Origin of the sequence: Pseudomonas helleri (assembly GCF_045830615.1) — a bacterium.
Classification (GTDB): Bacteria; Pseudomonadota; Gammaproteobacteria; order Pseudomonadales; family Pseudomonadaceae; genus Aquipseudomonas; species Aquipseudomonas helleri.
In genome coordinates this window covers 1254450-1275954 of the sequence record NZ_CP174501.1, presented here as the reverse complement: position 1 = coordinate 1275954, position 21505 = coordinate 1254450, and the positions used below count along the sequence as shown (strand labels likewise).

At 60.3% G+C, this 21505-nt stretch carries 21 protein-coding genes; 11 read left to right on the top strand and 10 right to left on the bottom strand.

The genetic code is table 11. The features are described 5' to 3' along the window. Nucleotides 1-56: 56 nt before the first annotated feature. Nucleotides 57-320 (bottom strand): hypothetical protein, encoded by a 264-nt coding sequence (locus ACJJU9_RS05895; protein ID WP_048369687.1) that lies wholly within the window; start codon nucleotides 318-320, stop codon nucleotides 57-59. 327 nt (nucleotides 321-647) lie between these two features. On the opposite strand from ACJJU9_RS05895, the gene ACJJU9_RS05890 reads away from it, so the two are divergent. From ACJJU9_RS05890 to ACJJU9_RS05870, 5 genes are all read left to right on the top strand, one after another. After that, nucleotides 648-2402, top strand: a complete 1755-nt coding sequence (locus tag ACJJU9_RS05890) for an ATP-binding protein (protein WP_407730958.1) — start codon at nucleotides 648-650, stop codon at nucleotides 2400-2402. A gap of 3 nt (nucleotides 2403-2405) precedes the next feature. Continuing rightward, nucleotides 2406-3740 carry a sigma-54-dependent transcriptional regulator gene (locus tag ACJJU9_RS05885; protein ID WP_407730240.1) on the top strand — a complete coding sequence of 445 codons (1335 nt, stop codon included), beginning with the start codon at nucleotides 2406-2408 and terminating at the stop codon, nucleotides 3738-3740. Between the two features lie 648 nt (nucleotides 3741-4388). Then, on the top strand, nucleotides 4389-5711 hold the full coding sequence (locus tag ACJJU9_RS05880; protein WP_048386737.1) for an MFS transporter: 1323 nt from the start codon (nucleotides 4389-4391) through the stop codon (nucleotides 5709-5711). 352 nt (nucleotides 5712-6063) lie between these two features. Continuing rightward, nucleotides 6064-6360, top strand: coding sequence for a hypothetical protein (locus ACJJU9_RS05875; RefSeq protein WP_048386735.1), 297 nt, complete (start codon nucleotides 6064-6066; stop codon nucleotides 6358-6360). Nucleotides 6361-6487: 127 nt separating this feature from the next. Then, nucleotides 6488-7108: a flavin reductase family protein gene (locus ACJJU9_RS05870; RefSeq protein ID WP_048369679.1), complete on the top strand. Its 621-nt coding sequence runs from the start codon at nucleotides 6488-6490 to the stop codon at nucleotides 7106-7108. Here the strand turns inward: ACJJU9_RS05870 and ACJJU9_RS05865 are convergent, their stop codons facing one another. Beyond that, nucleotides 7109-7351, bottom strand: coding sequence for a hypothetical protein (locus ACJJU9_RS05865; RefSeq protein WP_407730239.1), 243 nt, complete (start codon nucleotides 7349-7351; stop codon nucleotides 7109-7111). Between the two features lie 42 nt (nucleotides 7352-7393). After that, nucleotides 7394-7723 (bottom strand): putative quinol monooxygenase, encoded by a 330-nt coding sequence (locus tag ACJJU9_RS05860; RefSeq protein WP_048369675.1) that lies wholly within the window; start codon nucleotides 7721-7723, stop codon nucleotides 7394-7396. A gap of 319 nt (nucleotides 7724-8042) precedes the next feature. Here ACJJU9_RS05860 and ACJJU9_RS05855 point away from each other — a divergent pair, with 319 nt between their 5' ends. Then, nucleotides 8043-8972, top strand: a complete 930-nt coding sequence (locus ACJJU9_RS05855; RefSeq protein ID WP_048369673.1) for an AraC family transcriptional regulator — start codon at nucleotides 8043-8045, stop codon at nucleotides 8970-8972. On the opposite strand, the gene ACJJU9_RS05850 is transcribed toward ACJJU9_RS05855, so the two are convergent. Next, the gene (locus tag ACJJU9_RS05850; RefSeq protein ID WP_407730957.1) at nucleotides 8967-10604 is read right to left on the bottom strand and encodes a 5-guanidino-2-oxopentanoate decarboxylase; all 1638 of its coding nucleotides are present in this window, start codon (nucleotides 10602-10604) and stop codon (nucleotides 8967-8969) included. The two genes, ACJJU9_RS05855 and ACJJU9_RS05850, sit on opposite strands and share 6 nt — an antisense overlap. A gap of 115 nt (nucleotides 10605-10719) precedes the next feature. Between ACJJU9_RS05850 and ACJJU9_RS05845 the strand changes: the two genes are divergently transcribed. Then, nucleotides 10720-11604 (top strand): LysR substrate-binding domain-containing protein, encoded by an 885-nt coding sequence (locus ACJJU9_RS05845; RefSeq protein ID WP_048369875.1) that lies wholly within the window; start codon nucleotides 10720-10722, stop codon nucleotides 11602-11604. Between the two features lie 279 nt (nucleotides 11605-11883). Here the strand turns inward: ACJJU9_RS05845 and ACJJU9_RS05840 are convergent, their stop codons facing one another. Both ACJJU9_RS05840 and ACJJU9_RS05835 read right to left on the bottom strand, forming a co-directional pair. Further along, a complete protein-coding gene (locus tag ACJJU9_RS05840) occupies nucleotides 11884-12501 on the bottom strand; it encodes an NAD(P)-dependent oxidoreductase (protein WP_273219216.1) in 618 nt (205 codons plus the stop codon). 43 nt (nucleotides 12502-12544) lie between these two features. Further along, nucleotides 12545-13429, bottom strand: coding sequence for an MBL fold metallo-hydrolase (locus tag ACJJU9_RS05835; RefSeq protein WP_407730238.1), 885 nt, complete (start codon nucleotides 13427-13429; stop codon nucleotides 12545-12547). Nucleotides 13430-13534: 105 nt separating this feature from the next. Between ACJJU9_RS05835 and ACJJU9_RS05830 the strand changes: the two genes are divergently transcribed. Both ACJJU9_RS05830 and ACJJU9_RS05825 read left to right on the top strand, forming a co-directional pair. Beyond that, a complete protein-coding gene (locus ACJJU9_RS05830) occupies nucleotides 13535-14440 on the top strand; it encodes a LysR family transcriptional regulator (protein ID WP_407730237.1) in 906 nt (301 codons plus the stop codon). 99 nt (nucleotides 14441-14539) lie between these two features. Next, nucleotides 14540-14704: a hypothetical protein gene (locus ACJJU9_RS05825; RefSeq protein WP_153332339.1), complete on the top strand. Its 165-nt coding sequence runs from the start codon at nucleotides 14540-14542 to the stop codon at nucleotides 14702-14704. A 12-nt stretch (nucleotides 14705-14716) separates the two neighbouring features. On the opposite strand, the gene ACJJU9_RS05820 is transcribed toward ACJJU9_RS05825, so the two are convergent. Further along, nucleotides 14717-15601 carry a helix-turn-helix domain-containing protein gene (locus ACJJU9_RS05820; RefSeq protein WP_048386723.1) on the bottom strand — a complete coding sequence of 295 codons (885 nt, stop codon included), beginning with the start codon at nucleotides 15599-15601 and terminating at the stop codon, nucleotides 14717-14719. A gap of 171 nt (nucleotides 15602-15772) precedes the next feature. On the opposite strand from ACJJU9_RS05820, the gene pobA reads away from it, so the two are divergent. Both pobA and ACJJU9_RS05810 read left to right on the top strand, forming a co-directional pair. Next, nucleotides 15773-16957 carry a 4-hydroxybenzoate 3-monooxygenase gene (gene pobA / locus ACJJU9_RS05815; protein WP_407730236.1) on the top strand — a complete coding sequence of 395 codons (1185 nt, stop codon included), beginning with the start codon at nucleotides 15773-15775 and terminating at the stop codon, nucleotides 16955-16957. A 61-nt stretch (nucleotides 16958-17018) separates the two neighbouring features. Next, the gene (locus ACJJU9_RS05810) at nucleotides 17019-18536 is read left to right on the top strand and encodes an MDR family MFS transporter (protein ID WP_407730235.1); all 1518 of its coding nucleotides are present in this window, start codon (nucleotides 17019-17021) and stop codon (nucleotides 18534-18536) included. Nucleotides 18537-18626: 90 nt separating this feature from the next. Here ACJJU9_RS05810 and ACJJU9_RS05805 read toward each other — a convergent pair whose 3' ends face one another. From ACJJU9_RS05805 to ACJJU9_RS05795, 3 genes are read right to left on the bottom strand one after another with little or no spacing between them, the layout of a single operon-like run. Continuing rightward, the gene (locus ACJJU9_RS05805; RefSeq protein WP_278939717.1) at nucleotides 18627-19448 is read right to left on the bottom strand and encodes an ATPase; all 822 of its coding nucleotides are present in this window, start codon (nucleotides 19446-19448) and stop codon (nucleotides 18627-18629) included. Between the two features lie 30 nt (nucleotides 19449-19478). Next, a complete protein-coding gene (locus ACJJU9_RS05800; RefSeq protein WP_407730234.1) occupies nucleotides 19479-20477 on the bottom strand; it encodes an NAD-dependent epimerase/dehydratase family protein in 999 nt (332 codons plus the stop codon). Nucleotides 20478-20529: 52 nt separating this feature from the next. Continuing rightward, nucleotides 20530-21423 carry a LysR family transcriptional regulator ArgP gene (locus ACJJU9_RS05795; protein WP_407730233.1) on the bottom strand — a complete coding sequence of 298 codons (894 nt, stop codon included), beginning with the start codon at nucleotides 21421-21423 and terminating at the stop codon, nucleotides 20530-20532. Nucleotides 21424-21505 lie beyond the last annotated feature (82 nt).

Below are 21505 nucleotides of genomic sequence, written 5' to 3'. Positions count from 1 at the left end.
TGCGTGAGCGTCAAAAGTCGCAGCCTGTTACCACGATCAATACGTGGGTTCGGGGATCATTGCGCCTGCAAGCGGCGCCCCAGTGCGTCCATCAAATCGCAGCCATCGCGCAACAACAGCGCCGCAGCCTCAGTGATGTGTTTAAGGTCGACGCTGTCCGCGTTAAAGCCCTCAAGGCGGCTCACGCTTTCAAGCAAGTGCGTAACAGCCAAAATTCGCGCGGCGGCGTTGGCGTGAATCACATCGGGCGGGGTTTGGGTGTCGATCAACATGCACGGGATCAAGCAGTCGATGGCGGTCATGGGAATAGTAGTGCTCATAGGATGTAGCCTCAGTAGTTCGCTAAGAGACCACCACCTCATCGTCGCCAAACGATAGGTGGCAGCTGTACGCAGGTTGGCGAACCGAGAACTACTGAACCGGCAGACCCGAAGGTCTCCCACGCACAGCTGCCATAACAGATTGTGCGCGTACGAAAACACCTGCAAATAGCCCAGAGCCTTCGCACATAGTTCTACGAGTCGCCAAACCCGGTCGCCATGTGGGCGACCGGGGGACTATAGGCTTCACGGTTGAGTGAGGCAAGGTATGAGCCCGAACCGCCGCCATGCTATGGTTTGCGCCCCCCATTCATGCCCCTGCCCCTTATGCCTGCGACTGCTCGCCACCTGCGTCTGGCCCTGTATACCCTGCTGATTGTGATCGGCGCCGCTCTGGCTGGCGGCTGGGCGATGCATCAGGCCGAGCGCCATGCGCTGGAAGAAAGCGCCAGGCGCGGGCCCGAGCAGTTAAACCTGTATGCCAATTCTTTGCATACCTTGATTGAACGCTACCGCGCCCTGCCCGCTGTGCTGGCGCTGGACACCGAATTGATCACGGCCTTGAGTGGCCCGATGACGCCCGAGCTGCAATGCGCACTCAACCGCAAGCTGGAGCGCATCAACGGCGCGGCGAAGTCCTCGACTCTTGAGCTCATGGACCATACCGGGCTGGCCGTGGCGGCCAGCAACTGGAACACCGCCAACAGTTATGTTGGCCACAATTACGCGTTCCGCCCCTATTTCAAGCAAACCCTGGTCGAAGGTACCGGCAGTTTTTATGCCGTGGGCGTGACCAGCGGCATCCCCGGTTACTTTTTATCCAGCGCCATTCACGATGCCCAGGGTAAGTTTTTGGGCGCGATGGTGGTCAAGCTGGAGTTCCCGGAGCTGGAGCGCGAATGGAGCCATGGCAACGACATTTTGCTGGTGAGCGATGCCAAGGGCATTGTCTTTATCGCCAACCAGCCGGGCTGGCGCTATCGTCATTTGCGGCCGTTGTCTGATCAGGACCGCAGCGAAATCACCGTCACCCGCCAGTACCACAAACAGCCGCTGACGCCGCTGAACACCCGCACCTTGCGCAGCTTTGACGACAACAGCTTCCTGACCCGCACCGATGGCCCGGACGGCTCGCAAGACTATCTGTGGGAGTCGCTGGCGCTCAGCGCCGAAGGCTGGACCCTGCATTTACTGCGGCGACCGGACATCTCGGCCGAAGACCGCCGCAATGCCGCCCTCGCCGGGGTTGGCCTGTGGCTGACTGTGGTGTTTTTGGGGCTGTTTTTGCTGCAGCGCTGGCGCCTGTCGCGGTTACGCCAGCGCAACCGTGCCGAGCTTGAGCAACTGGTCGAAGACCGCACCCGCGACTTGCGCACCGCCCAGGACGGCCTGGTGCAATCGGCCAAGCTCGCGGCGCTGGGGCAGATGTCTGCCGCGCTCGCCCATGAAATCAACCAGCCGCTCACTGCCCAGCGCATGCAGTTGGCGACCTTGCGCCTGTTGCTCGATCATGGCCGCATCGACGAGGCTTACCAGGCCCTGGCGCCACTGGACAACATGCTCACGCGCATGGCCGCGCTCACCGGGCACCTTAAGACCTACGCCCGGCAAAGCCCCAGCGGCCTGCGTGAAAAGCTTGATCTGGCGACCGTCGTCGACCATGCCTTGCACCTGCTGGAGCCGCGTTTGCAGGAGCAAGCCATTGACCTGCACGCGGACCTCACGCGCCCGGCCTGGGTACGTGGTGACGCGATTCGCCTGGAGCAAGTGCTGATCAACGTGCTGCGCAATGCACTGGATGCCCTGCGCGATGCACCGAACAAACGTTTGCAAATCCGTATCGAGGCCGATCAACAAGTCTGGCACTTGACCGTCAGCGACAGTGGCGGCGGGATTCGCGAGGAGCATTTGGGTAAAATCTTCGATCCGTTTTTCACCACCAAGCCGGTGGGCGACGGACTGGGGCTCGGGCTGGCGGTGTCTTACGCCATCGTTCACGAACTCGGCGGCCGCCTGACCGCCAGCAACCAGGGCGAGGGCGCGCTGTTTACGCTGACGCTGCCGATCGCACAGGACTCTTGAAGCATGCTCAATTCAGTGATCGTGGTCGATGATGAGGCCAGTATTCGCAGTGCCGTGGAGCAATGGCTAAGCCTGAGCGGGTTTGCGGTGCAGCTGTTCAGTTGCGCCGAAGACTGCCTGCGCCAACTGCCGCCGCATTTTGCCGGGGTGGTGGTCAGTGATGTGCGCATGCCGGGCATGGGTGGCCTCGCCCTGCTCAGCCAGTTGCAGCAACTGGACCCGGACCTGCCGGTGATTCTGCTGACCGGGCATGGCGACGTGCCGATGGCCGTCGAAGCCATGCGCGATGGCGCCTACGACTTTCTGGAAAAACCCTTCAGCCCCGAAGCCCTGCTCAGCAGCCTGCGCCGGGCCCTGGAAAAGCGCCAACTGGTGCTGGAAAACCGCCGCCTGCATGAACAGGCCGACCTGCGTGAACAGATTGACGGGCGCTTGCTCGGCGTGTCACGCAGCGTGCAGACCTTGCGCCGACAAATCATTGATTTGGCGCCATTGCCGGTCAACGTGCTGATCCGTGGCGAAACCGGCAGCGGCAAAGAACTGGTCGCCCGCTGCCTGCATGACTTTGGCCCGCGTGCAGACAAACCCTTTGTGGCGCTGAACTGTGCGGCCATCCCTGAGCAACTGTTTGAGGCCGAGCTGTTTGGCCATGAAAACGGTGCCTTCACCGGCGCCCAGGGCAAACGTATCGGCAAGCTGGAATACTCCGACGGCGGCACGTTGTTTCTTGATGAGATAGAGAGCATGCCCCTGGCCCAGCAAGCCAAATTGCTGCGGGTGTTGCAGGAACAAAAACTTGAACGTTTGGGCTCCAACCAGAGCATCCCTGTGGATTTGCGCGTGGTGGCCGCGACCAAACCGGACTTGCTCGACGAAGCGCGGGCCGGGCGTTTTCGTGAAGACCTGGCGTACCGCCTGACCGTGGCCGAACTGCGCCTGGCGCCGTTGCGGGATCGCCGCGAAGACATTGCCCTGTTGTATGAGGCGTTCGCCCGCCAGGCCGCAGAACGGCTGGGGCGCAGCGCCCCGCCCGTGACCGGGCCGCATCTGGCGCACTTGCTCAGCCACCACTGGCCGGGCAATGTGCGCGAACTGGCGAACACCGCCGAGCGCCACGTGCTGGGGCTGGGCGAGCCGCAGTTCGATGACATTGACGCAAGCCAATCGCTGGTCGCGCAGCAAGAAGCCTTTGAAGCGCAATGCTTGCGGGCGGCGTTGACGCGCCACAAAGGCGATATCAAGGCCGTGCTCAACGAACTGCAACTGCCCCGTCGCACCCTGAATGAAAAGATGCAGCGCCATGGCTTGGTGCGCGAAGCGTTTTTAAATGCTGAATAAAACAATTCATTTGTAGGAGCGAGCTTGCTCGCGATCTTTTGATCTAGATCTTGCTTTTGATCTTGATCTAAAAGGCCCCATTAAACCACGCTGGCCGAACGCAGGTTTTGCGCAGTGGGTAACCCGGCAGGACGCCGGGTTAGCCGCGACACGGCCATGGATGGCCGATCGCGGCGGGCCTACGGAGCAAGGCCTGTGGTGAGGGCATGCCGAGCCAAAGCGAGGCACCGAGGGGTAGGGGCAAAAGCGTTTTGGTTACTTTGCCGCTTTTGCAAAGTGACGCGGCGTAAGGCCGGAACCCTAAGTGGCCGTTGCCGCAGCAACGGATATGTACTCAAGTCAAAAGCCCCCTCACCCTAGCCCTCTCCCGAAGGAGAGGGAACCGATTGGGGGATGCTGAAGATACTCGGCGGCCTGTTTGCTGCGCGACAGCGCGGCGTCGAAGACGGGGCGGCCCCTCCTACAGATTTGTGATCTGTAGGCGGATTTCCGCTTACGCATAACCACTAACCAGCGGATTCCCGCTCATTCCTTGTTTGAAACCCTTGTAAACCGGGCATTCAAGCCTTGGCACAAGTTCTGCTATAGCCCCCGCAAGCTCGCGTTTTGCCGCGCTATAACAAAACCAAGAAAACAAGGATCCATTCAATGGATAACTCAAGCACCCTGCCTGCCGGGTCTGCGTCTGCAGCACCCCAAGCCAAAACCACCTCCAGCCGCATCAAGTCCATTTTCAGTGGCTCGGTGGGCAACATGGTCGAATGGTACGACTGGTACGTGTACGCCGCGTTCTCGCTGTACTTCGCCAAGGCCTTTTTCCCCAAAGGCGACACCACTGCTCAATTGCTCAACACCGCCGCGATTTTCGCCGTGGGCTTTTTGATGCGCCCTATCGGTGGCTGGCTGATGGGTCTGTACGCAGACCGTAAAGGCCGTAAAGCCGCCCTCATGGCGTCGGTCTTGCTGATGTGTTTCGGCTCGCTGGTCATCGCCCTGTCCCCTGGCTACGAGACCATTGGCGTCTGGGCCCCGGTACTGCTGGTGTTCGCCCGTTTGCTGCAAGGTTTGTCGGTGGGTGGCGAATACGGCACCTCGGCCACTTACCTCAGTGAAATGGCCACCAAAGAGCGTCGTGGCTTCTTCTCCAGCTTCCAGTACGTGACCCTGATCTCGGGCCAGCTCATCGCGCTGGGCGTGTTGATCATCCTGCAACAAACCCTGACTGAAGAGCAGCTGTACAGCTGGGGCTGGCGTATTCCGTTTGTGATCGGTGCCCTGTGCGCCGTGGTCGCGCTGTGGTTGCGTCGCGGCATGCAAGAGACCGAGTCGTTCAAGAAGGTCAAGGTCGAGAAAAAAGAAAGCGCCATGCGCACGCTGATGCGTCACCCCAAAGAGCTGATGACCGTCGTCGGCCTGACCATGGGCGGGACGCTGGCGTTTTACACCTACACCACGTACATGCAGAAATACCTGGTGAACACGGTCGGGATGAGCATCTCGGACTCCACCACGATTTCCGCCGCCACGCTGTTCTTGTTCATGTGCATTCAGCCGCTGGTGGGCGGGCTGTCTGACAAGATCGGCCGTCGCCCGATCCTGATTGCCTTCGGCGTGCTGGGTACCCTGTTCACGGTGCCGATCCTGACCACCCTGCACACCATCACCACCTGGTGGGGCGCGTTCTTCCTGATCATGGCTGCCTTGATCATCGTCAGCGGTTACACCTCGATCAACGCCGTGGTCAAGGCCGAGTTGTTCCCGACTGAAATCCGCGCTCTGGGTGTTGGCCTGCCTTACGCCCTGACGGTGTCGATCTTCGGCGGTACCGCTGAATACATCGCGCTGTGGTTCAAGAGCGCAGGCATGGAAACCGGCTACTACTGGTACGTGACAGCGTGCATCGCCTGCTCGCTGCTGGTGTACGCGACCATGAAAGACACGCGCACTCACTCGCGCATCACCACCGACTAAGCCTTGCCTTAGCGTGATGTCCTGGCCTGCAGGAGCCCTATGACGGGTTCTTGCAAGGCCTGGATTGCCTCCCTTCCCCCTCCCCCGCAACACCGCTGATTCGATTTTCTTGAATTAATAGTCAGTTAATTTTGTTAGCCCACTATCAATCTCAGCGAAACCTCAAAGACCACTGCCCGGCATAACGCCTGAACGGAATGTAGAGCAGCCCTCTACCTTGTTTTCGCGTGGCGCTATACATCGAATTAACTGATTACTTAAGGCAATTTTTTGCGCTTTTTAATCAAATTAATCGGCGTAGTCTTAAACCCATAGCGACACCAACCCGATTACTGCAACAAGGAGCACTATCATGAAAACCCAATTTATCCTCGCCGCTGCCCTCTCGGTTCTGGCTTTCAACACCTTCGCCGCTGATGGCTTTGACCGTACTCAGTCGGCAACTTTTGCTGAAGATGGCTACAGCAGCACCCGCTCTGCCACCTTTGCTGCCGACGGTTACGACCGCACCCACTCTTCGAGCTTTGCTGAAGACGGCTACGACCGCACTCACTCGGCCACCCTGGCAGAAGACGGCTTTGACAACACTCGCTCAGCGACCTTTGCCGAAGACGGTTACGATCGCACCCAAGGTGCCCGCTTCAGCTAACACCTGCGGGTGACCCCACAGCCCGGCTTCGGCCGGGCTTAGTCATTTTTGGGGCTTGCGATTGTCTTCGGGGCAAATGGCTAGCAGACTATGCGCCCTCTATCTCAGCTGTTTGCGGATGCCTGCCATGCATGACGATATTCATTTCTACGAACCATCCAAGGGCCATGGATTGCCCCATGATCCGTTCAACGCCATTGTCGGGCCGCGCCCGATTGGCTGGATTTCGTCGCAAGACGCTCAAGGTCAGTTGAACCTGGCGCCGTACAGCTTTTTTAACGCCTTCAATTACATCCCGCCGATCATTGGTTTTTGCAGCGTGGGCCGCAAAGACAGCCTCAATAACATTGAGCAAACCGGTGAGTTCGTCTGGAACCTGGCCACGCGCCCTTTGGCCGAAGCGATGAACCAAAGCTGCGCGCCGGTCGGGCCAGAGGTCGATGAGTTTGCATTGGCAGGGTTGACGACCGTGGCCTCACGCGTGGTGAGCGTGCCCCGGGTGGCTGAAACGCCCGTGTCGTTTGAATGCAAGGTGACACAGATCATTCAGCTGCAACGGGCCGATAAAGAGCTGGTGCCGAGCTGGTTGATTCTGGGTGAAGTGGTGGCGGTGCACATCGCCAAGCATTTGCTCAAGGACGGCATTTACGACACAGCGGCCGCTGAGCCTATTTTGCGTGGCGGCGGCCCGGCGGATTATTTCCAGCTGGGCCCTGAAGCCTTGTTCAGAATGCACCGCCCTAAATAATTACCAGACCAGCTCGCCGTCTTCGGTGACGTCTTTGAGGTGTTCAAGTTGCTGCTCTGCGGCGGCATCTGCGGCCGTGGCGGTCTTGAATACCTGATCGGTCAACAGCGTGTGAAAGCGCGGTGCCCCACCTTCGTACAAGGCCTTGACGGCAATGGCCACGCGGTAGGCACCCGCAACCCCCAGTTCAACCGGGACAACCGCTGATACCGCTTCAAAATGCTTGAACTCTTTACGCGCCATGTTTCACATTCCGGCCAGTGAAAAAAGCGCCATTCTACCCGTTTAACTGGCGCGCTTGCGCATCTGCGCCGAGGCCTGTTCGTTGAAGGTCTGAAAATCCAGGCTGTCGACCACGTTCTGGTTGAGCAACGTGCTGAACACGTCCATCAACGGTGAGTTGAAGTACGCCTGCATTGCACATTGATCTTGCCAATAGCCCGCGACATGCCACAACAACGGGTCACTGTCACAGTGCTGCAAGGCAAAGTGCAGGCAACCCGGGGTTTTCAGCGTCGGTTCGATCAGTTGTTTCAAGCACGCATGAACCTGGGCCGAACACCCTGCGCGCGCGCGGACCAGAGTCATGTGACTGACGGCATAGGACTGGGGCATGGAGGCCTCCACAAAGGAAAGTGGCGTGAGGGGAAGGTTCAAAGCTTAAGGGCCGGTGCTCAAGCGCCGTTAGTCGATTCCTGCCCCAGACTTGCACGATTCTGCAAAACCACCGCTTACCCTGCCCCACTGTGTACTTACGCGCGCCGGGCCGCCGATCGGAATTTCGAGCAACAGGTCCGCGCTGTAGCGGGCCAAATCAGCCTCTATCCGTCAGCGCTGGCAGGATCAGGCAAGTCTGCAGCAGAAATTGGCTACCCCTGCGCCTTGCACAAACTTAAGCTGTGGGCCTTCAACTGCTTGATCGAGGATGCCTCCCATGTCTGTGCCAGAAACACCGCGACCTGCGCTCGACAGCGCGCTTGAAAAACAGCGCGTGGAACTGGCCGACCTGATAACCCGGCACACCCAGCAGGACGGCTCGTTTGAGACCCGCATCAAGGCGCTGTTCGTGTCGCGTTACAGCCTGCCCAGCGACTTTTCACCCAGCCTGCCAAAACCTGCACTGTGCGTGATGGCTCAGGGCAATAAAGAGGTGCGTCTGGGGGACGAGTACTTCGCCTACGACCCGCTCAATTACCTGGTGGTGTCGGTGTCGATGCCCATCAGTGGCCGCGTGCTGGAAGTCTCGGCCGAAAAACCCATTTTGGCCTTGCGCCTGGACATTGACCCGGTAGAAATCACTACCTTGCTCAGCGAAGCGGGCCCCATGGGTGTGCCCTCACGCCCCGCCGGGTGCGGGCTGTACGTGGAACCCCTCGACCCGCCGATGCTCGATGCCCTGCTGCGCCTGACGCGGCTGCTCGACACGCCGAAAGACATCGCCATGCTGGCGCCCCTGATTCGACGTGAGATTTTGTACCGATTGCTGCGCAGCCCGCAGGGCTACCGTTTGTACGAAATTGCCAGCGAGAACAGCCAGACCCACCGCGTCAGCCGTGCAATTTCCTGGCTCAATGACCATTTCGAGCAACCGTTGCGCATCGACAGCCTGGCCCGTGAGGCCAATTTGAGCGTGTCTACGCTGCACCACCGCTTCAAGGCGATGACCGCCATGAGCCCGTTGCAGTATCAAAAGCAGCTGCGCCTCAACGAAGCGCGGCGGCTGATGCTCAGTGAAGGGCTGGACGCCTCGGCGGCCGGGTATCGCGTGGGCTATGAAAGCGCTTCGCAATTCAGCCGCGAATACAGCCGCCAGTTCGGCGCGCCGCCCGCACGGGATCTGGCGCGCCTGCGCAGAAGCTTATAAGGCCAACGCCTGCTGCCAGAGCTGCTCGTCGATTTCAATCACGGTCGGCCCTTGGCGCTCAGCGGCGCTGACCAGCGCGGCGCGCAATTGCGCCTCGCCCTCAACCGCCAGTGCCGTGCAACCCAACGCTTTGGCGGCGCCGACCAGGTCCGGGGTGTAGATGTCGACGCCCACTGGTTCGATGTCGCGGTTGAGCATGTACTTTTTAATCTCGCCATAGCCCTGGTTGTTCCACAACAAAACGATGATTGGCGTGCGCGCTTCAACGGCGCTGGCCAGTTCTGGCAAGGTGAACTGCAAACCGCCATCACCGATCAGGCAGACCACCGGGCCTGGCTGTTGGCCGTTGGCCGTGCGCCCCAGCCAGGCGCCGATGGCGGCTGGCAAGGCATAGCCGAGGGTGCCGTAACCGGTGGATGAGTTAAACCAGCGCCGAGGCTGGTCGGGGTTGAACGTGAGGTTGCCGGTGTACACCGGCTGGGTCGAATCACCCACGCACACGGCATTGGGCAGTACATCAAATACGGTTTGCAAAAAGTGCGTTTGGGCACGGGTAGGCTCATCCCAGACAGCCGCCAATTCAGTGTTCAAACGTTTAGCCCGCGCTGCCCCCCAATCCGCCTCGCGCTCGGGCAATGTTTGCGTGCTGATATGCCCCAGCAAGGCTTCGGCAGCCAGTTGCGCATCGGCCACCAAGGCCAGTGCTGGCGGGTAATTGCGCACGGTTTGATCCGGGTCGATATCAATGCGCAACAAAGCACCGGGGATCTCAAAGCCTCCGGCAAAGGTCACGTCGTAATCGGTTTCGGCCAGTTCAGTACCAATCGCCAGCACCACGTCGGCCTCAGCCACCAATTCCCGGGTGGCCACCAGCGTTTGCGTGGAGCCGATCAATAACGGGTGAGAGGCTGGCAACATGCCCTTGGCGTTAATGGTCAGCGCCACCGGCGCACCCAACCGCTCAGCCAATTGCAGCAGCGCGGGTGCGGCGTCGATCGCCCCGCCACCGGCCAGAATCAGCGGGCGTTTGGCTTCGATCAGGCGCTGGCTCATCTGTTCCACTGCCGCCGGGGCCGCCCCAGGGCGCGCGATGCTGACGGGTTGGCTGGACAGCAAGGCGTCGGCATTTTCTACCAGCACGTCGAGCGGGATCTCAATGTGCACCGGGCGGGGACGACCGGCCTGAAACAACGCAAAGGCACGGGCCAGCACGCCCGGCAACTCGGCTGCCGACATCAAGGTGTGGGAAAACGCGGCAACGCCTGCCACCAACGCGCTTTGGTTCGGCAATTCATGCAACTTGCCGCGCCCGCCACCCAACTGGCTGCGCGATTGCACGCTGGAAATCACCAGCATCGGGATCGAGTCGGCGTAGGCCTGGCCCATCGCCGTGGTGATGTTGGTCATGCCCGGCCCGGTGATGATGAAACACACTCCCGGCTTGCCGCTGGTGCGCGCATAGCCGTCGGCCATAAAGCCTGCGCCCTGCTCATGACGCGGAGTGACGTGGTTGATCGGCGAACTGGCCAGCCCGCGATACAACTCGACGGTGTGCACGCCGGGGATGCCAAACACCTGCTCAACCCCATACGCTTCCAGCAACTTGACCAATACTTCGCCGCACGTCGCCATGGATACTGCCCTCTTGTTGTTCTCAAGTAATGAGCCATTGAAGCGGGCGCGTGTGGCGGACACAACGCAAACCTGCTCATACTAGCCATGTCCTGAATTCATGGCTGAGCTCAACATGAAACGTCTCCCGCCGCTGCCTGCCTTGCACACCTTTCTGATCACGGCCCAATGCTGCAATTTCACCCGCGCCGGTGAACAACTGCACATCACCCAGGGCGCGGTGAGCCGGCAAATCGCCGGGCTTGAGGAACATTTGGGGTATGCGCTGTTTCATCGACAGGCACGGGGCCTGAGCCTGACTGAGCAGGGCCAGGCGCTTTACCCGCGCATCGAGCAGGTGTTTGACTTGATCGGCGAAGCGGTCGAGCACGCCAGCATCCGCCGCACGCCGCTGCAAATCAAAGCCCCGACCTGCATGCTGCGCTGGTTGCTGCCCAAGCTGATGGCGTGGCAAAAACTGCGCCCTGACGTACCGGTAGAGCTGACCAGCAGCGTGCACCATGGCATCGATTTTCGCCGTGAAACCTTCGATGCGGCGGTGGTCTACAGCCCGTTGCCGGGGCCCAAGCGGGTGGGCCAACACCTGTTCGACGAACTGCTCACGCCCGTCTGCGCGCCGCACCTGCTGCAAGGCCCTGATGCCATCAACAGCTTGCGCGACCTTGAGCAGCACACCTTTTTGCACCCCAGCCGAGACCAGCGGGACTGGGCTCAGTGGCTCAGCGTGGCGGGCGTTGAGGCATCGGCCATCCGCCAGAGCCAATACTTCGACACCCTGGATTTAGCCATGACCGTGGCCGCCCAAGGCAACGGCGTCGCGATGGGCGATTGCTCATTGATTGGTGAAGACCTGAAAGAAGGTCGGCTGGCAATGCCATTTGACCTGACCGTGCGTACCGGCGCGGCCTACATGCTGGTGAGTTCCCCCAGCCAGGAACCGTCGGCCCCCTTGCGCGAATTGATGGACTGGCTGGTAGCACAAGCCACCACCCCTGCGTAGGAGCTCACGGTCTTTTAAAGATCAAAAGATCGCGAGGCGAGCTCCTATCAAACACAAATAAGTGATTGATTCCTAAGGCCCTGTAGGAGCGAGCTTGCTCGCGATCTTTTGATCTTGATCTAAGCCCCCCCCTCACCCTAGCCCTCTCCCGAAGGAGAGGGAACCGATTGGGGGATGCTGAAGATACTCGCTGTCCTGTTTGCTGCGCGACAGCGCGGCGTCGAAGACGGGGCGGCAACTCCTACAAAGATTCGGCGTGGTGTCTCGCGATCTTTTACGTTAGTAACCGACCGTGAAGCGCTGACGCGAATGCTTGGGCTGTTCTACTTCGTCCAGCAGGGCGATGGCGTAGTCGGCGAAGGTAATCCAGCTTCTGCCTTCGGCACTGACCAGCAAGTGGTCTTTGCCAACGCGGTAATGGCCGGTGCGCTCGCCTTCTACAAATTCGGCCGACGGGGACAGGAAGGTCCATTCCAGGTCGTGTTCGTTGCGCAAGGTGTCCAGGTACACGCCGCCCGCCGAGGCTTCTGCCTTGTATTCTTCCGGGAAGCCCTTGCTGTCGATGACTTTGCTGTCGTCCGGCAGCAACAGCGAACCCGCGCCGCCCACCACCAGCAGGCGTTTAACCCCGGCCTTTTTCACCGGCTCGATGATGGCTTGTGGCGTGAGCGTCGAGAAGTGTGCAGCGCTCAGCACCACGTCATGCCCAGCCACAGCCGCTTGCAGCGCTTGGGCATCGTTGACGTCGACGTCCTTGGCCACAACGCCAGCGCGCTGCCCAATTTTTGCCGAGGCGTGACGGGCAATGGCGGTTACCTGGTGCCCACGACGCAAGGCTTCTTCCAGCAGTTGGCTGCCAGCGCGACCGGTTGCGCCGATAATTGCGATCTTGCTCATGATGTTCTCCAGTTGGATGGGGTGCATAAGGTCAAACGTTGATTCACCACTTCATTTCGCCTTTCGCCACTTTGGCGCTCAGTTCCAGCGAAGACGTTTCGCCCAGATCCGGGTAGCGCTTTTTCATGGCCGCGATCAGCTCGTCCGAGTTCTTGGCCTTGAGGGTTTCTTCGTCAAAGGCCTTGATGTAATCGCGGGTGAAGTTGACCGATTTCAAAGAGTGGTCGTTGTCCCCCAGGTAGTGCCCCGGCACCACGATGTCCGGTTGCAGGCTGGCGATACGTTTGAGGGTCGACAACCATTGGCGGTGCGACTGCGGGGTCTGGGTGTCGGCCATCCATACGTGCAGGTTGTCGGCCACAACTACCCCACCGACCACGGCTTTGAGCGACGGGATCCAGACAAACGTGCGCTCGGGCTGACGCCCGGTGAGGCCGACGATGTCCAGTTCGTGCCCTTCCAGCGCCAGGGTGTTGCCCTTGATCACCTGGGGCACGATCAGCTTGCTTGGCACATCAGCGCCCATTTGTGGGCCCCAGAACGCCAGCTTGGCGTCTTTGGTTTGCTCGATGTGGGCCACCGTCGGGGCCGAGGCCAGCACCTTGGCGTCGGGGAATGCCTGGGTCAGGGTTTCAAGGCCAAAGTAATAATCGGGGTCGCCGTGGCTGATATAGATGGTGGTCAGGTGCTTGCCGCTGGCGCGAATTTTATCGACCACCTGTTGGGCCTGCGCTTTGGAAAACTGCGCATCCACCAAAATCGCGTCTTTCTGGCCACTGACCAGCACTGAAGACACCGGAAAAATCGCCGCAGCCCCGGGGTTGTAAATCTCCAGGGTCAGGGGCGCTTGCGCGGCGGCGGCATGAGCAGCGAAGCCGAGGATAACGGCACTCAGGCAAACACGGCGAAACATCGAAAATACGGTCATGGAGCTTCCTGCGACAAGGGTCAGCGATGGACAGAGCTTAGACGCACAATTGACGACAAAAAATGCGATGCTGCGACATAGTTTGTTTCACTAATCGGGCAGATCATGGACCGTCTTATCGCAATGCGGGTTTTTGTCACGGTGGTCGACCTGGGCAGCCAGTCGGCGGCGGCCGACCATCTAGATTTGTCACGCCCGGTGGTGTCACGGTATTTGGCCGAGCTTGAAGAGTGGGTCGGGGCGCGCTTAATGCACCGCACCACGCGCAAGCTGAGCCTGACCGCCGCCGGCAACGAAACCCTGCCCCGCTGCCGGCAATTGCTGGAGCTGGCAGATGACCTGCAAGCCGCTGTCAGCGTGCCCGATGCGGCGCCCCGCGGTTTGTTGCGCATCAGCGTCAGCACCTCGTTCGGCCAGGCGCAATTGGCCTGTGCGATGACCGAGTACGTGCGCCGCTACCCCGAGGTCAACATTGACCTGCAAATGCTCGACCGCACGGTGAACCTGGTGGATGAGCGCATTGATCTGGCGATTCGCACCAGCACCGAGCTGGACCCGAGCTTGATCGCACGCAAGCTGACCGTGTGCCGTTCCGTACTGTGCGCCGCGCCCGCCTATTTGCGCGAGCATCCGGCACCGCAGCAGGTCGATGATCTGAGCCTGCACAACTGCCTGAGCCATGCGTACTACGGCAAGAGCCTGTGGCATTTCACTGTGCAAGGCGAAGCGCTGTCGGTCCCGGTTCAAGGCAATATCAGCGCCAACGAAGCCAGCACGCTGCTGCGCGTCACCTTGGCGGGTGGTGGGGTTTCGCTGCTGCCCAGCTACTTGGCGGGGTGCCACATCCGCAGCGGTGAACTGGTACGACTGCTGCCAGACGCTGAGCCCTTGCAGATGAACATTTATGCCGTGTACGCCTCGCGCAAGCACATGCCCGCCACGCTGCGCAGCATGCTCGACTTCCTCAGCGAGCGCTTTACCGAAGAACCCGAGTGGGACAAAGGTCTGTGACCGTTCGGGCAATGGGTATGGCAAGCGCAAGGGGCTGAGCTAGCCTTAATAGTGTGAAGTCTAGGTCTGACTCCGTGAATACGTGGAGAGAGAATAGCCATGACCACTAAAACAAAAACCAGATGCTTGACCGTACTGATCGTGTTTGCTGCCGCTGTGTTGTTTGCTGGCGCGTGCTATCGCGCAGAGCAAACGCGGCTCTCAGCCGGATTGACCGCCAGTTGCTTTGCCGGGCACTGCGCGTCGGTGTTTACCGCGCTGTAATGACGCATCGCCTCAGGCCGGGCTGATGCTGTCAGCCCGGTCCGTTCGATAGGCACTGGGCGATGTCCCGGTGAGGCGGCGGAAAAACCGCGCAAAATACGCCGGGTCAGCAAAACCCAAGTTATCAGCCACCTCGCTGATGGTCATGGGTGTGTAGATCAAATGACGCTTGGCCTCCAATAGCAGGCGCTGGTGAATGATCTGCAAGGCCGATTGCCCCGCCAGTTCACGGCAAATGCTGTTCAGGTGCGCCACTGAGATCCCGACCCGATGCGCCAGGTCTTCAACACTGGGTTGCTGCTGATACAGAGCTTCGACCTGTTGCGTGAAGAGGTTCAGGTACTCGCGCCCGCGCGGCGGCACTTGCCGGGCTTCACGCCGCTGGATGACCTGGCGCGTGACCCACACCAACAGCACGCTGATCAATGATTGCAGCAACATGTCGCGCGCCGCCCGGGCACTGACATATTCGCTGTGCAGCGCACCGAACAGGCTGTTCAGGTAATGCCGGTCCTTGCCTGCGGGGTAACTGGCAACGCGCTGCAAGGCGCTCATCGACCCGCCCAACTGGGCCTGCAACTGCGTCACCAGCGGCGCGGCCAGCGTCAGCACAAAGCCTTCAACGTCCGGCGAAAATTGAAAGCCGTGCACGCATAACGGCGGGATCACCTGCACCGACGACTCGGTCAGCTCATGGTACTGGCCTTCGACTTCAACCCGCGCCCGGCCCTTGTGCACATAGAGCAGTTGGCACAAATCGGCATGCCGATGGGTGCGGATCTCCCAATCATGGATGCGGCTGCGCAATGAAATGGTTTCACAGTGCAGCAAGTCCGGGCTGAGCCAGTCTTGCTGCTCGCCGTAGAGTTTGAACACCGGGATGGCGGGAGTTGTCATGGGCTGAACCTGATGATTAAGCACAGGGGCGATAATCGCACCGATCAGCGAAAAGTACCGGCAATGACGTCGTTATCACCTTCAATTGCCACGCTCGCAAGCGAAAAATACAGGCATAACATCAATAAAACACCCCTGCACTGACCGCAGGGCTTGCGAGAGAGAACAACAATGAGAACTCAAGTCGCTATTATCGGTGCCGGGCCATCAGGGTTATTGCTCGGCCAACTGCTGCACAATGCCGGTATTGATAACGTCATTCTCGAACGCCAGAGCGGCGCCTACGTGCTCGGGCGGATCCGCGCCGGAGTGCTGGAACAAGGCATGGTCGACCTGCTGCGCCAGGCCGGAGTCAGCCAGCGCATGGACGCTGAAGGCCTGGTGCATGACGGCTTCGAGCTGGCGCTGGAAGGCCGCCAGGTGCACATCGACCTCAAGGGCCTGACCGACGGCAAGAGCGTGATGGTCTACGGCCAGACCGAAGTTACCCGTGACCTGATGGCCGCCCGCGAAGCCGCTGGCGCACAAACCCTGTACAACGCCAGCAACGTGCAGCCCCACGGCATGAAAACCGATGCGCCCTATGTCACCTTCGAAAAAGACGGCGAAACCTGGCGCCTGGACTGCGATTACATCGCCGGCTGCGATGGGTTTCACGGCGTTGCCCGTCAGTCAATTCCCGCTGATGTGCTGAGCATCTTTGAACGCGTGTACCCGTTCGGCTGGCTGGGGGTGCTGGCCGACACGCCGCCGGTCAACGATGAACTGGTGTACGCCAAGCATGAGCGCGGGTTTGCCTTGTGCAGCCAGCGCTCAGCCACCCGCAGCCGCTATTACTTGCAGGTGCCCGCCGAGGAAAAGGTCGAGGACTGGTCGGACCAACGTTTTTGGGACGAATTGAAAACCCGCCTGCCCACGCCGTTGGCCGACCGCCTGGTAACCGGGCCGTCCATCGAAAAAAGCATCGCGCCGCTGCGCAGTTTTGTGGTCGAGCCCATGCAATTCGGGCGCCTGTTTTTGGTCGGTGACGCCGCGCACATCGTGCCGCCGACCGGCGCCAAGGGCTTGAACCTGGCGGCCAGCGATGTCAGCACGCTGTTCAACATTCTGCTCAAGGTCTATGCCGAGGGCCGCACCGACTTGCTGGAGCGCTATTCCGAGGTGTGTTTGCGGCGCATCTGGAAGGCCGAGCGCTTTTCGTGGTGGATGACCTCAATGCTCCATCGCTTTGCTGACAGTGATGATTTCAGCCAGCGCATCACCGACAGCGAGCTGGCATATTTCGTCGACTCCGAGGCCGGGCGCACCACCATTGCAGAAAATTACGTCGGCCTTCCTTATGAAGCTATCGAATAGCAACCTATCGAGTACAATCGCGGGCATCCCGCCACACGTTTGATGCCCGCAGGTGTACATCGTGACCAGTCTCAACCAGCCTCCACACGCTAAACCCGCCATTCGCAGCATTCTCGTTGCGCTGATGCTGGCGATTTTCCTGGGGGCGCTGGATCAAACCATCGTCGCCGTGTCGATCCCCGCCATTTCCGCGCAGTTTAAAGATGTCAGCCAACTGGCCTGGGTGATTTCCGGCTACATGGTGGCCATGACGGTGGCCGTGCCGATATACGGCAAGCTCGGTGACTTGTACGGGCGCAGGCGCCTGATGCTGTTTGGTATGGGCCTGTTCACCGTGGCCTCGCTGTTTTGCGGGTTCGCGCAGAACATGGAGCAGTTGGTGCTGGCGCGGATCATCCAAGGGATTGGCGCCGGCGGCATGATTTCGGTGAGCCAGGCGATCATTGGCGACATCATCCCGCCCCGCGAGCGCGGTCGCTATCAAGGCTATTTCAGCAGCATGTACGCGGTGGCGAGCGTCGCCGGGCCGGTGCTGGGCGGCTACATGACCGAGTACTTGTCGTGGCGCTGGGTGTTTCTGATCAACCTGCCGCTGGGGCTGGTGTCGTGGCTGATCGCGTATCGCACGCTGGTCGGGCTGCCGGTGCCGCAGCGCAAGCCGATTATTGATTACCTGGGCACGGTGCTGATGATTATCGGCCTCACGTCACTGCTGCTGGGCATTACCTTTATCGGCCAGGGCCACAGCTGGCGTGACGATCAAGTGCTGGGCCTGCTGGTGGCGGCGGTGGTCGCGCTGGTGCTGTTTGTGTGGCACGAGCGACGCACCCCGGAACCGTTGCTGCCCATGCACTTGTTCGCCAATCGCAACGCGGTGTTGTGCTGGTGCACCGTGTTCTTCACCAGCTTCCAGGCCATTTCGCTGATCGTACTGCTGCCGCTGCGCTATCAGAGCATCACCGGCGCGGGCGCAGACAGTGCCGCCCTGCACTTGCTGCCGCTGGCCATGGGCCTGCCGATGGGCGCCTACTTCGCCGGGCGCATGACCTCGGTGACCGGCTATTACAAACCGATGATCCTCAGTGGCGCGATTTTGATGCCGTGCTCCATTGCCGGCATGGCCTTCAGCGCCCCGAGCGCCGAACTGTTGAGCGGCGTGTTTATGCTGCTGAGCGGGATTGCGGCGGGGTTGCAGTTCCCGACCTCGCTGGTGGGCGCACAAAACTCGGTGCAGCAACATGACATTGGTGTCGCCACCAGTACCACCAACCTGTTTCGCTCACTGGGCGGCGCGATGGGTGTGGCGCTGATGTCGGCCTTGTTGCTGGCCCTGCTGCATGATTCGCTATTGGCGCCTGCTGGCGGCCAGCCGCTGCTGGGTGAAGGCAGTTCGGGGAATGTGCTGCTGGACGGCCTTAATGCCGTGCAAGGCCCGGCACTGGCCAGCTTGCGCAGTGAATTGCTGATGACCTTCCGCCACTTGTTGCTGGTCAGCGCTGCCATCTCACTGCTGGGCTTGTGTGCGGCGATCGTGATGCCGAATCAGGTATTGCGCGGGCGCAGGGATAAGGCGCAGTAACGGCACATCCCGTGTAGGAGCGAGCTTGCCTCGCGATCTTTTGATCTTTAAAAGATCGCGAGGCAAGCTCGCTCCTACACGGGTTTTGGGTTATGGCCGAGCGCTGATCTGTTTTTGCAGGTTCTGGATCTGGCTTTGCAAGGTGGTGATGTTGCGCGTCACTTGCGCCCGGAACACGTCAAACTCGGCGGTGTTGGGGCCTTGGGAAGCCGCCGGGCGGTTTTCCAGCTGACTCTTGAGCACGATCATGTCCTGCTCCAGGCTGCGCACGGCATCGCTCGGGTTGCCCTGTTTTTTCAAAGCCGTCACGTCACCCGCCTGTTGCGCCACGGTCGCTTTCAACGCCGCCAGTTCGGTACCCATGGCCTTGAGGTCGGTCTCAAGTTGGGTCTGGGAGGCTTTCTGGGCGTTGACCTGCAGTAGCATCGCGGCGTTGATTTGCTCAAAACGCTGATCCAGATCGCCCATCTGCCCCGCCACCAAGCCTTGCTGGTGCTTGGCCTGCTCAGCCAGTTGGTCTTCGAGCTGTTTGATCTGCAACTTCAGGGCTTCGCTGCCGTTGTTAATGCTTGATTCGCTGGCCACCACCTTGCCGGAAATGGCCTGTAAGCGCCCCGCCGCTTCTTCGCTGATACGGGCAAAGCTTTCCTGGGTGGCAACCAGTTGCTGCTCCATCAAGGTGATCTGCTGGAAGCTCCACCAGGCCAGCCCGCCAAACGCCAGCAACACGGCCAGGATCAACGCCCACAAAGGCCCGGTGCTCGGCCCCTTGACCTTGATCACCTGGGCATTGCGCGCATGGCCCGCGCCGCGCTCACGTGCGCCACCCATCGACGCCAGATCATCATGGTCGTCTGCATCTGCCCGCAGGGTCGGTACATTGTCGAAGTCGTCACGTGAGTCGTTACGCATGGAGAAACCTTATCTGGGTCCTGAAGAATGTCAGCGGTACGGCGATTCCTGGGCTTTCCACCAGCCGCAAAACTCGTCCAGCGCGGTCCACAGGCTGACTTTTGGGTCGTAGTCGAGGTAGTGGCGAGCCCGGCTGATGTCGAGGGTAAAGTCTTTGCTCATCTCCTGCACGCCCAAACGTGTGAGCGTCGGCGCCGGTTGCCCCGGCCACAGTTTGCAAGCCGCTTCGCTGAGCGCGCCGACACTATAAGCCATGCCGGGGCCCCGATAACGGGTCACGGGCGGCACGTGCATCTGGCGCATCACGTAATTGACCACATCCCAGTACGGTATCGGGGCGCCATTACTGATGTTGTAGGCCTTGCCCAAGGCCGATCCGCTCACCAGAACGCTGCTCATCAACGCGTCGTTGAGGTTTTGCATGCTGGTGAAATCGACTTTGTTCAAACCATTTCCAATGATTGCCAGGCGATTTTTGCGCTGCTGCGCCAACAAGCGCGTGAACAGGTTCATGTCCCCGGCGCCGGTGACATGGCGCGGACGCAGGGCAATCACTTCGAGGCCGAACTCCTGTGCGCCAAAGACCTTTTGCTCGGCCATGAACCTGGTTTCGGCATAAGGATGCTTGAACCGCCGCGGGACGTCTTCTTCGGTCAGCCCCAGATGCGAATGACCGTCAAAGTACAGCGCGGCCGATGACAGGTGCACCAGGCGCCGAACCCGTTGTTTCAAGCACGCTTCCACCACGTTCTCGGTCACCAGCACGTTGTCGCGGAAGAAGTCCTGATAGCGCCCCCAGGTGCCGACATGCCCTGCGCAATGCACCACCACATCGACATCGACGCACAGGTCACGCACCAGCAAGCCATCGGTCAAATCACCCTGGATAAATTCAGCCCCGCGCCGCACCAGGTGTTCGACACCTTCGGCCCGACGCCCGCTGACCCGCACGTCAAAGCCCTGCTCCAAGGCAAAACGCGCAAAGCGTCCGCCAATAAAGCCGCTTGCGCCGGTGACCAGAATCTTCATCAATTGCTCCAAATGCTGTAAGTCTTGTTGCCTGCTGTTTAAACGTCGGTTATCAGGCCAAAGGCACTAACCAGCGTGATGCTGAGCGGGTTAAATGGGCCGTCAGCGCTTCCAGCAGTTGTCCACCATTGCGCCAATGATGCCAGTACAGTGGCACGTCGATCGGTTTATCTGGCAAAAGCTCTACCAATGCCCCGCTGGCCAGTTGCTCGCGCACTTGCTGCTCGGGGATCAGCCCCCAGCCCAACCCGGCCTCCGTCAAGCGGATAAAGCCTTCTGATGAGGGGCACAGATGGTGCTCGAATCCGCCGTCCACGCCCAGTGCCGCCAAGTACCGATGTTGCAAAAAATCATCCGGGCCAAACACCAGCGCAGGCTTTTTAGGCAACTGCGCGGCCTTCACCCCTTGGGGAAAATGCCGCGCAATAAAGGCCGGGCTGGCCATCGCGCGATAACGCATGGCGCCCAGCAACACACTGCGCGCGCCCGCCACCGGGCGTTCACTGGCGCACAAACACGCGGCCACTTCACCGGCGCGCATGCGTTTCAAGCCGACGGTCTGGTCTTCGACGACCAAATCCAGCAAGAGCTGATTCTCGGCGCAGAAATCGCCCACCGCCTGGGCCCACCACGTGGCCAGGCTGTCGGCATTCAAGGCAATCCGCAGCCGCTCGGGCAAGCCCTCATCGTCCAGTGCCGGGACCACACGTTGCAGGTCACGCTCCAGCAAACGCACTTGTTGCACATGGTTGAGCAAGCGCCTGCCGATGTCCGTCGGGCTCGGCGGCGTGGCACGCACCAGCACCGGCTGCCCGATGCGCGCTTCAAGCAATTTGATGCGCTGGGAAATCGCCGATTGTGACAGCCCAAGCACCTGCGCCGCACGCTCAAAACCGGCCTGTTCTACCACGGCAGCCAACGCTGAGAGTAATTTATAGTCGAACATCAGTTTTCCTAATGGGCGATCAGCAATATTGGTTTTTCTTATACAACCAAGGCCCGGACAATAGCCAGCAGTAACCCCTTCT

Coding starts and splice junctions, on each gene's coding strand:
- ACJJU9_RS05895 (WP_048369687.1), bottom strand. CDS start 320: ATGAGCACTACTATTCCCATGACCGCCATCGACTGCTTGATCCCGTGC.
- ACJJU9_RS05890 (WP_407730958.1), top strand. CDS start 648: ATGCCTGCGACTGCTCGCCACCTGCGTCTGGCCCTGTATACCCTGCTG.
- ACJJU9_RS05885 (WP_407730240.1), top strand. CDS start 2,406: ATGCTCAATTCAGTGATCGTGGTCGATGATGAGGCCAGTATTCGCAGT.
- ACJJU9_RS05880 (WP_048386737.1), top strand. CDS start 4,389: ATGGATAACTCAAGCACCCTGCCTGCCGGGTCTGCGTCTGCAGCACCC.
- ACJJU9_RS05875 (WP_048386735.1), top strand. CDS start 6,064: ATGAAAACCCAATTTATCCTCGCCGCTGCCCTCTCGGTTCTGGCTTTC.
- ACJJU9_RS05870 (WP_048369679.1), top strand. CDS start 6,488: ATGCATGACGATATTCATTTCTACGAACCATCCAAGGGCCATGGATTG.
- ACJJU9_RS05865 (WP_407730239.1), bottom strand. CDS start 7,351: ATGGCGCGTAAAGAGTTCAAGCATTTTGAAGCGGTATCAGCGGTTGTC.
- ACJJU9_RS05860 (WP_048369675.1), bottom strand. CDS start 7,723: ATGCCCCAGTCCTATGCCGTCAGTCACATGACTCTGGTCCGCGCGCGC.
- ACJJU9_RS05855 (WP_048369673.1), top strand. CDS start 8,043: ATGTCTGTGCCAGAAACACCGCGACCTGCGCTCGACAGCGCGCTTGAA.
- ACJJU9_RS05850 (WP_407730957.1), bottom strand. CDS start 10,604: ATGGCGACGTGCGGCGAAGTATTGGTCAAGTTGCTGGAAGCGTATGGG.
- ACJJU9_RS05845 (WP_048369875.1), top strand. CDS start 10,720: ATGAAACGTCTCCCGCCGCTGCCTGCCTTGCACACCTTTCTGATCACG.
- ACJJU9_RS05840 (WP_273219216.1), bottom strand. CDS start 12,501: ATGAGCAAGATCGCAATTATCGGCGCAACCGGTCGCGCTGGCAGCCAA.
- ACJJU9_RS05835 (WP_407730238.1), bottom strand. CDS start 13,429: ATGACCGTATTTTCGATGTTTCGCCGTGTTTGCCTGAGTGCCGTTATC.
- ACJJU9_RS05830 (WP_407730237.1), top strand. CDS start 13,535: ATGGACCGTCTTATCGCAATGCGGGTTTTTGTCACGGTGGTCGACCTG.
- ACJJU9_RS05825 (WP_153332339.1), top strand. CDS start 14,540: ATGACCACTAAAACAAAAACCAGATGCTTGACCGTACTGATCGTGTTT.
- ACJJU9_RS05820 (WP_048386723.1), bottom strand. CDS start 15,601: ATGACAACTCCCGCCATCCCGGTGTTCAAACTCTACGGCGAGCAGCAA.
- pobA (WP_407730236.1), top strand. CDS start 15,773: ATGAGAACTCAAGTCGCTATTATCGGTGCCGGGCCATCAGGGTTATTG.
- ACJJU9_RS05805 (WP_278939717.1), bottom strand. CDS start 19,448: ATGCGTAACGACTCACGTGACGACTTCGACAATGTACCGACCCTGCGG.
- ACJJU9_RS05800 (WP_407730234.1), bottom strand. CDS start 20,477: ATGAAGATTCTGGTCACCGGCGCAAGCGGCTTTATTGGCGGACGCTTT.
- ACJJU9_RS05795 (WP_407730233.1), bottom strand. CDS start 21,423: ATGTTCGACTATAAATTACTCTCAGCGTTGGCTGCCGTGGTAGAACAG.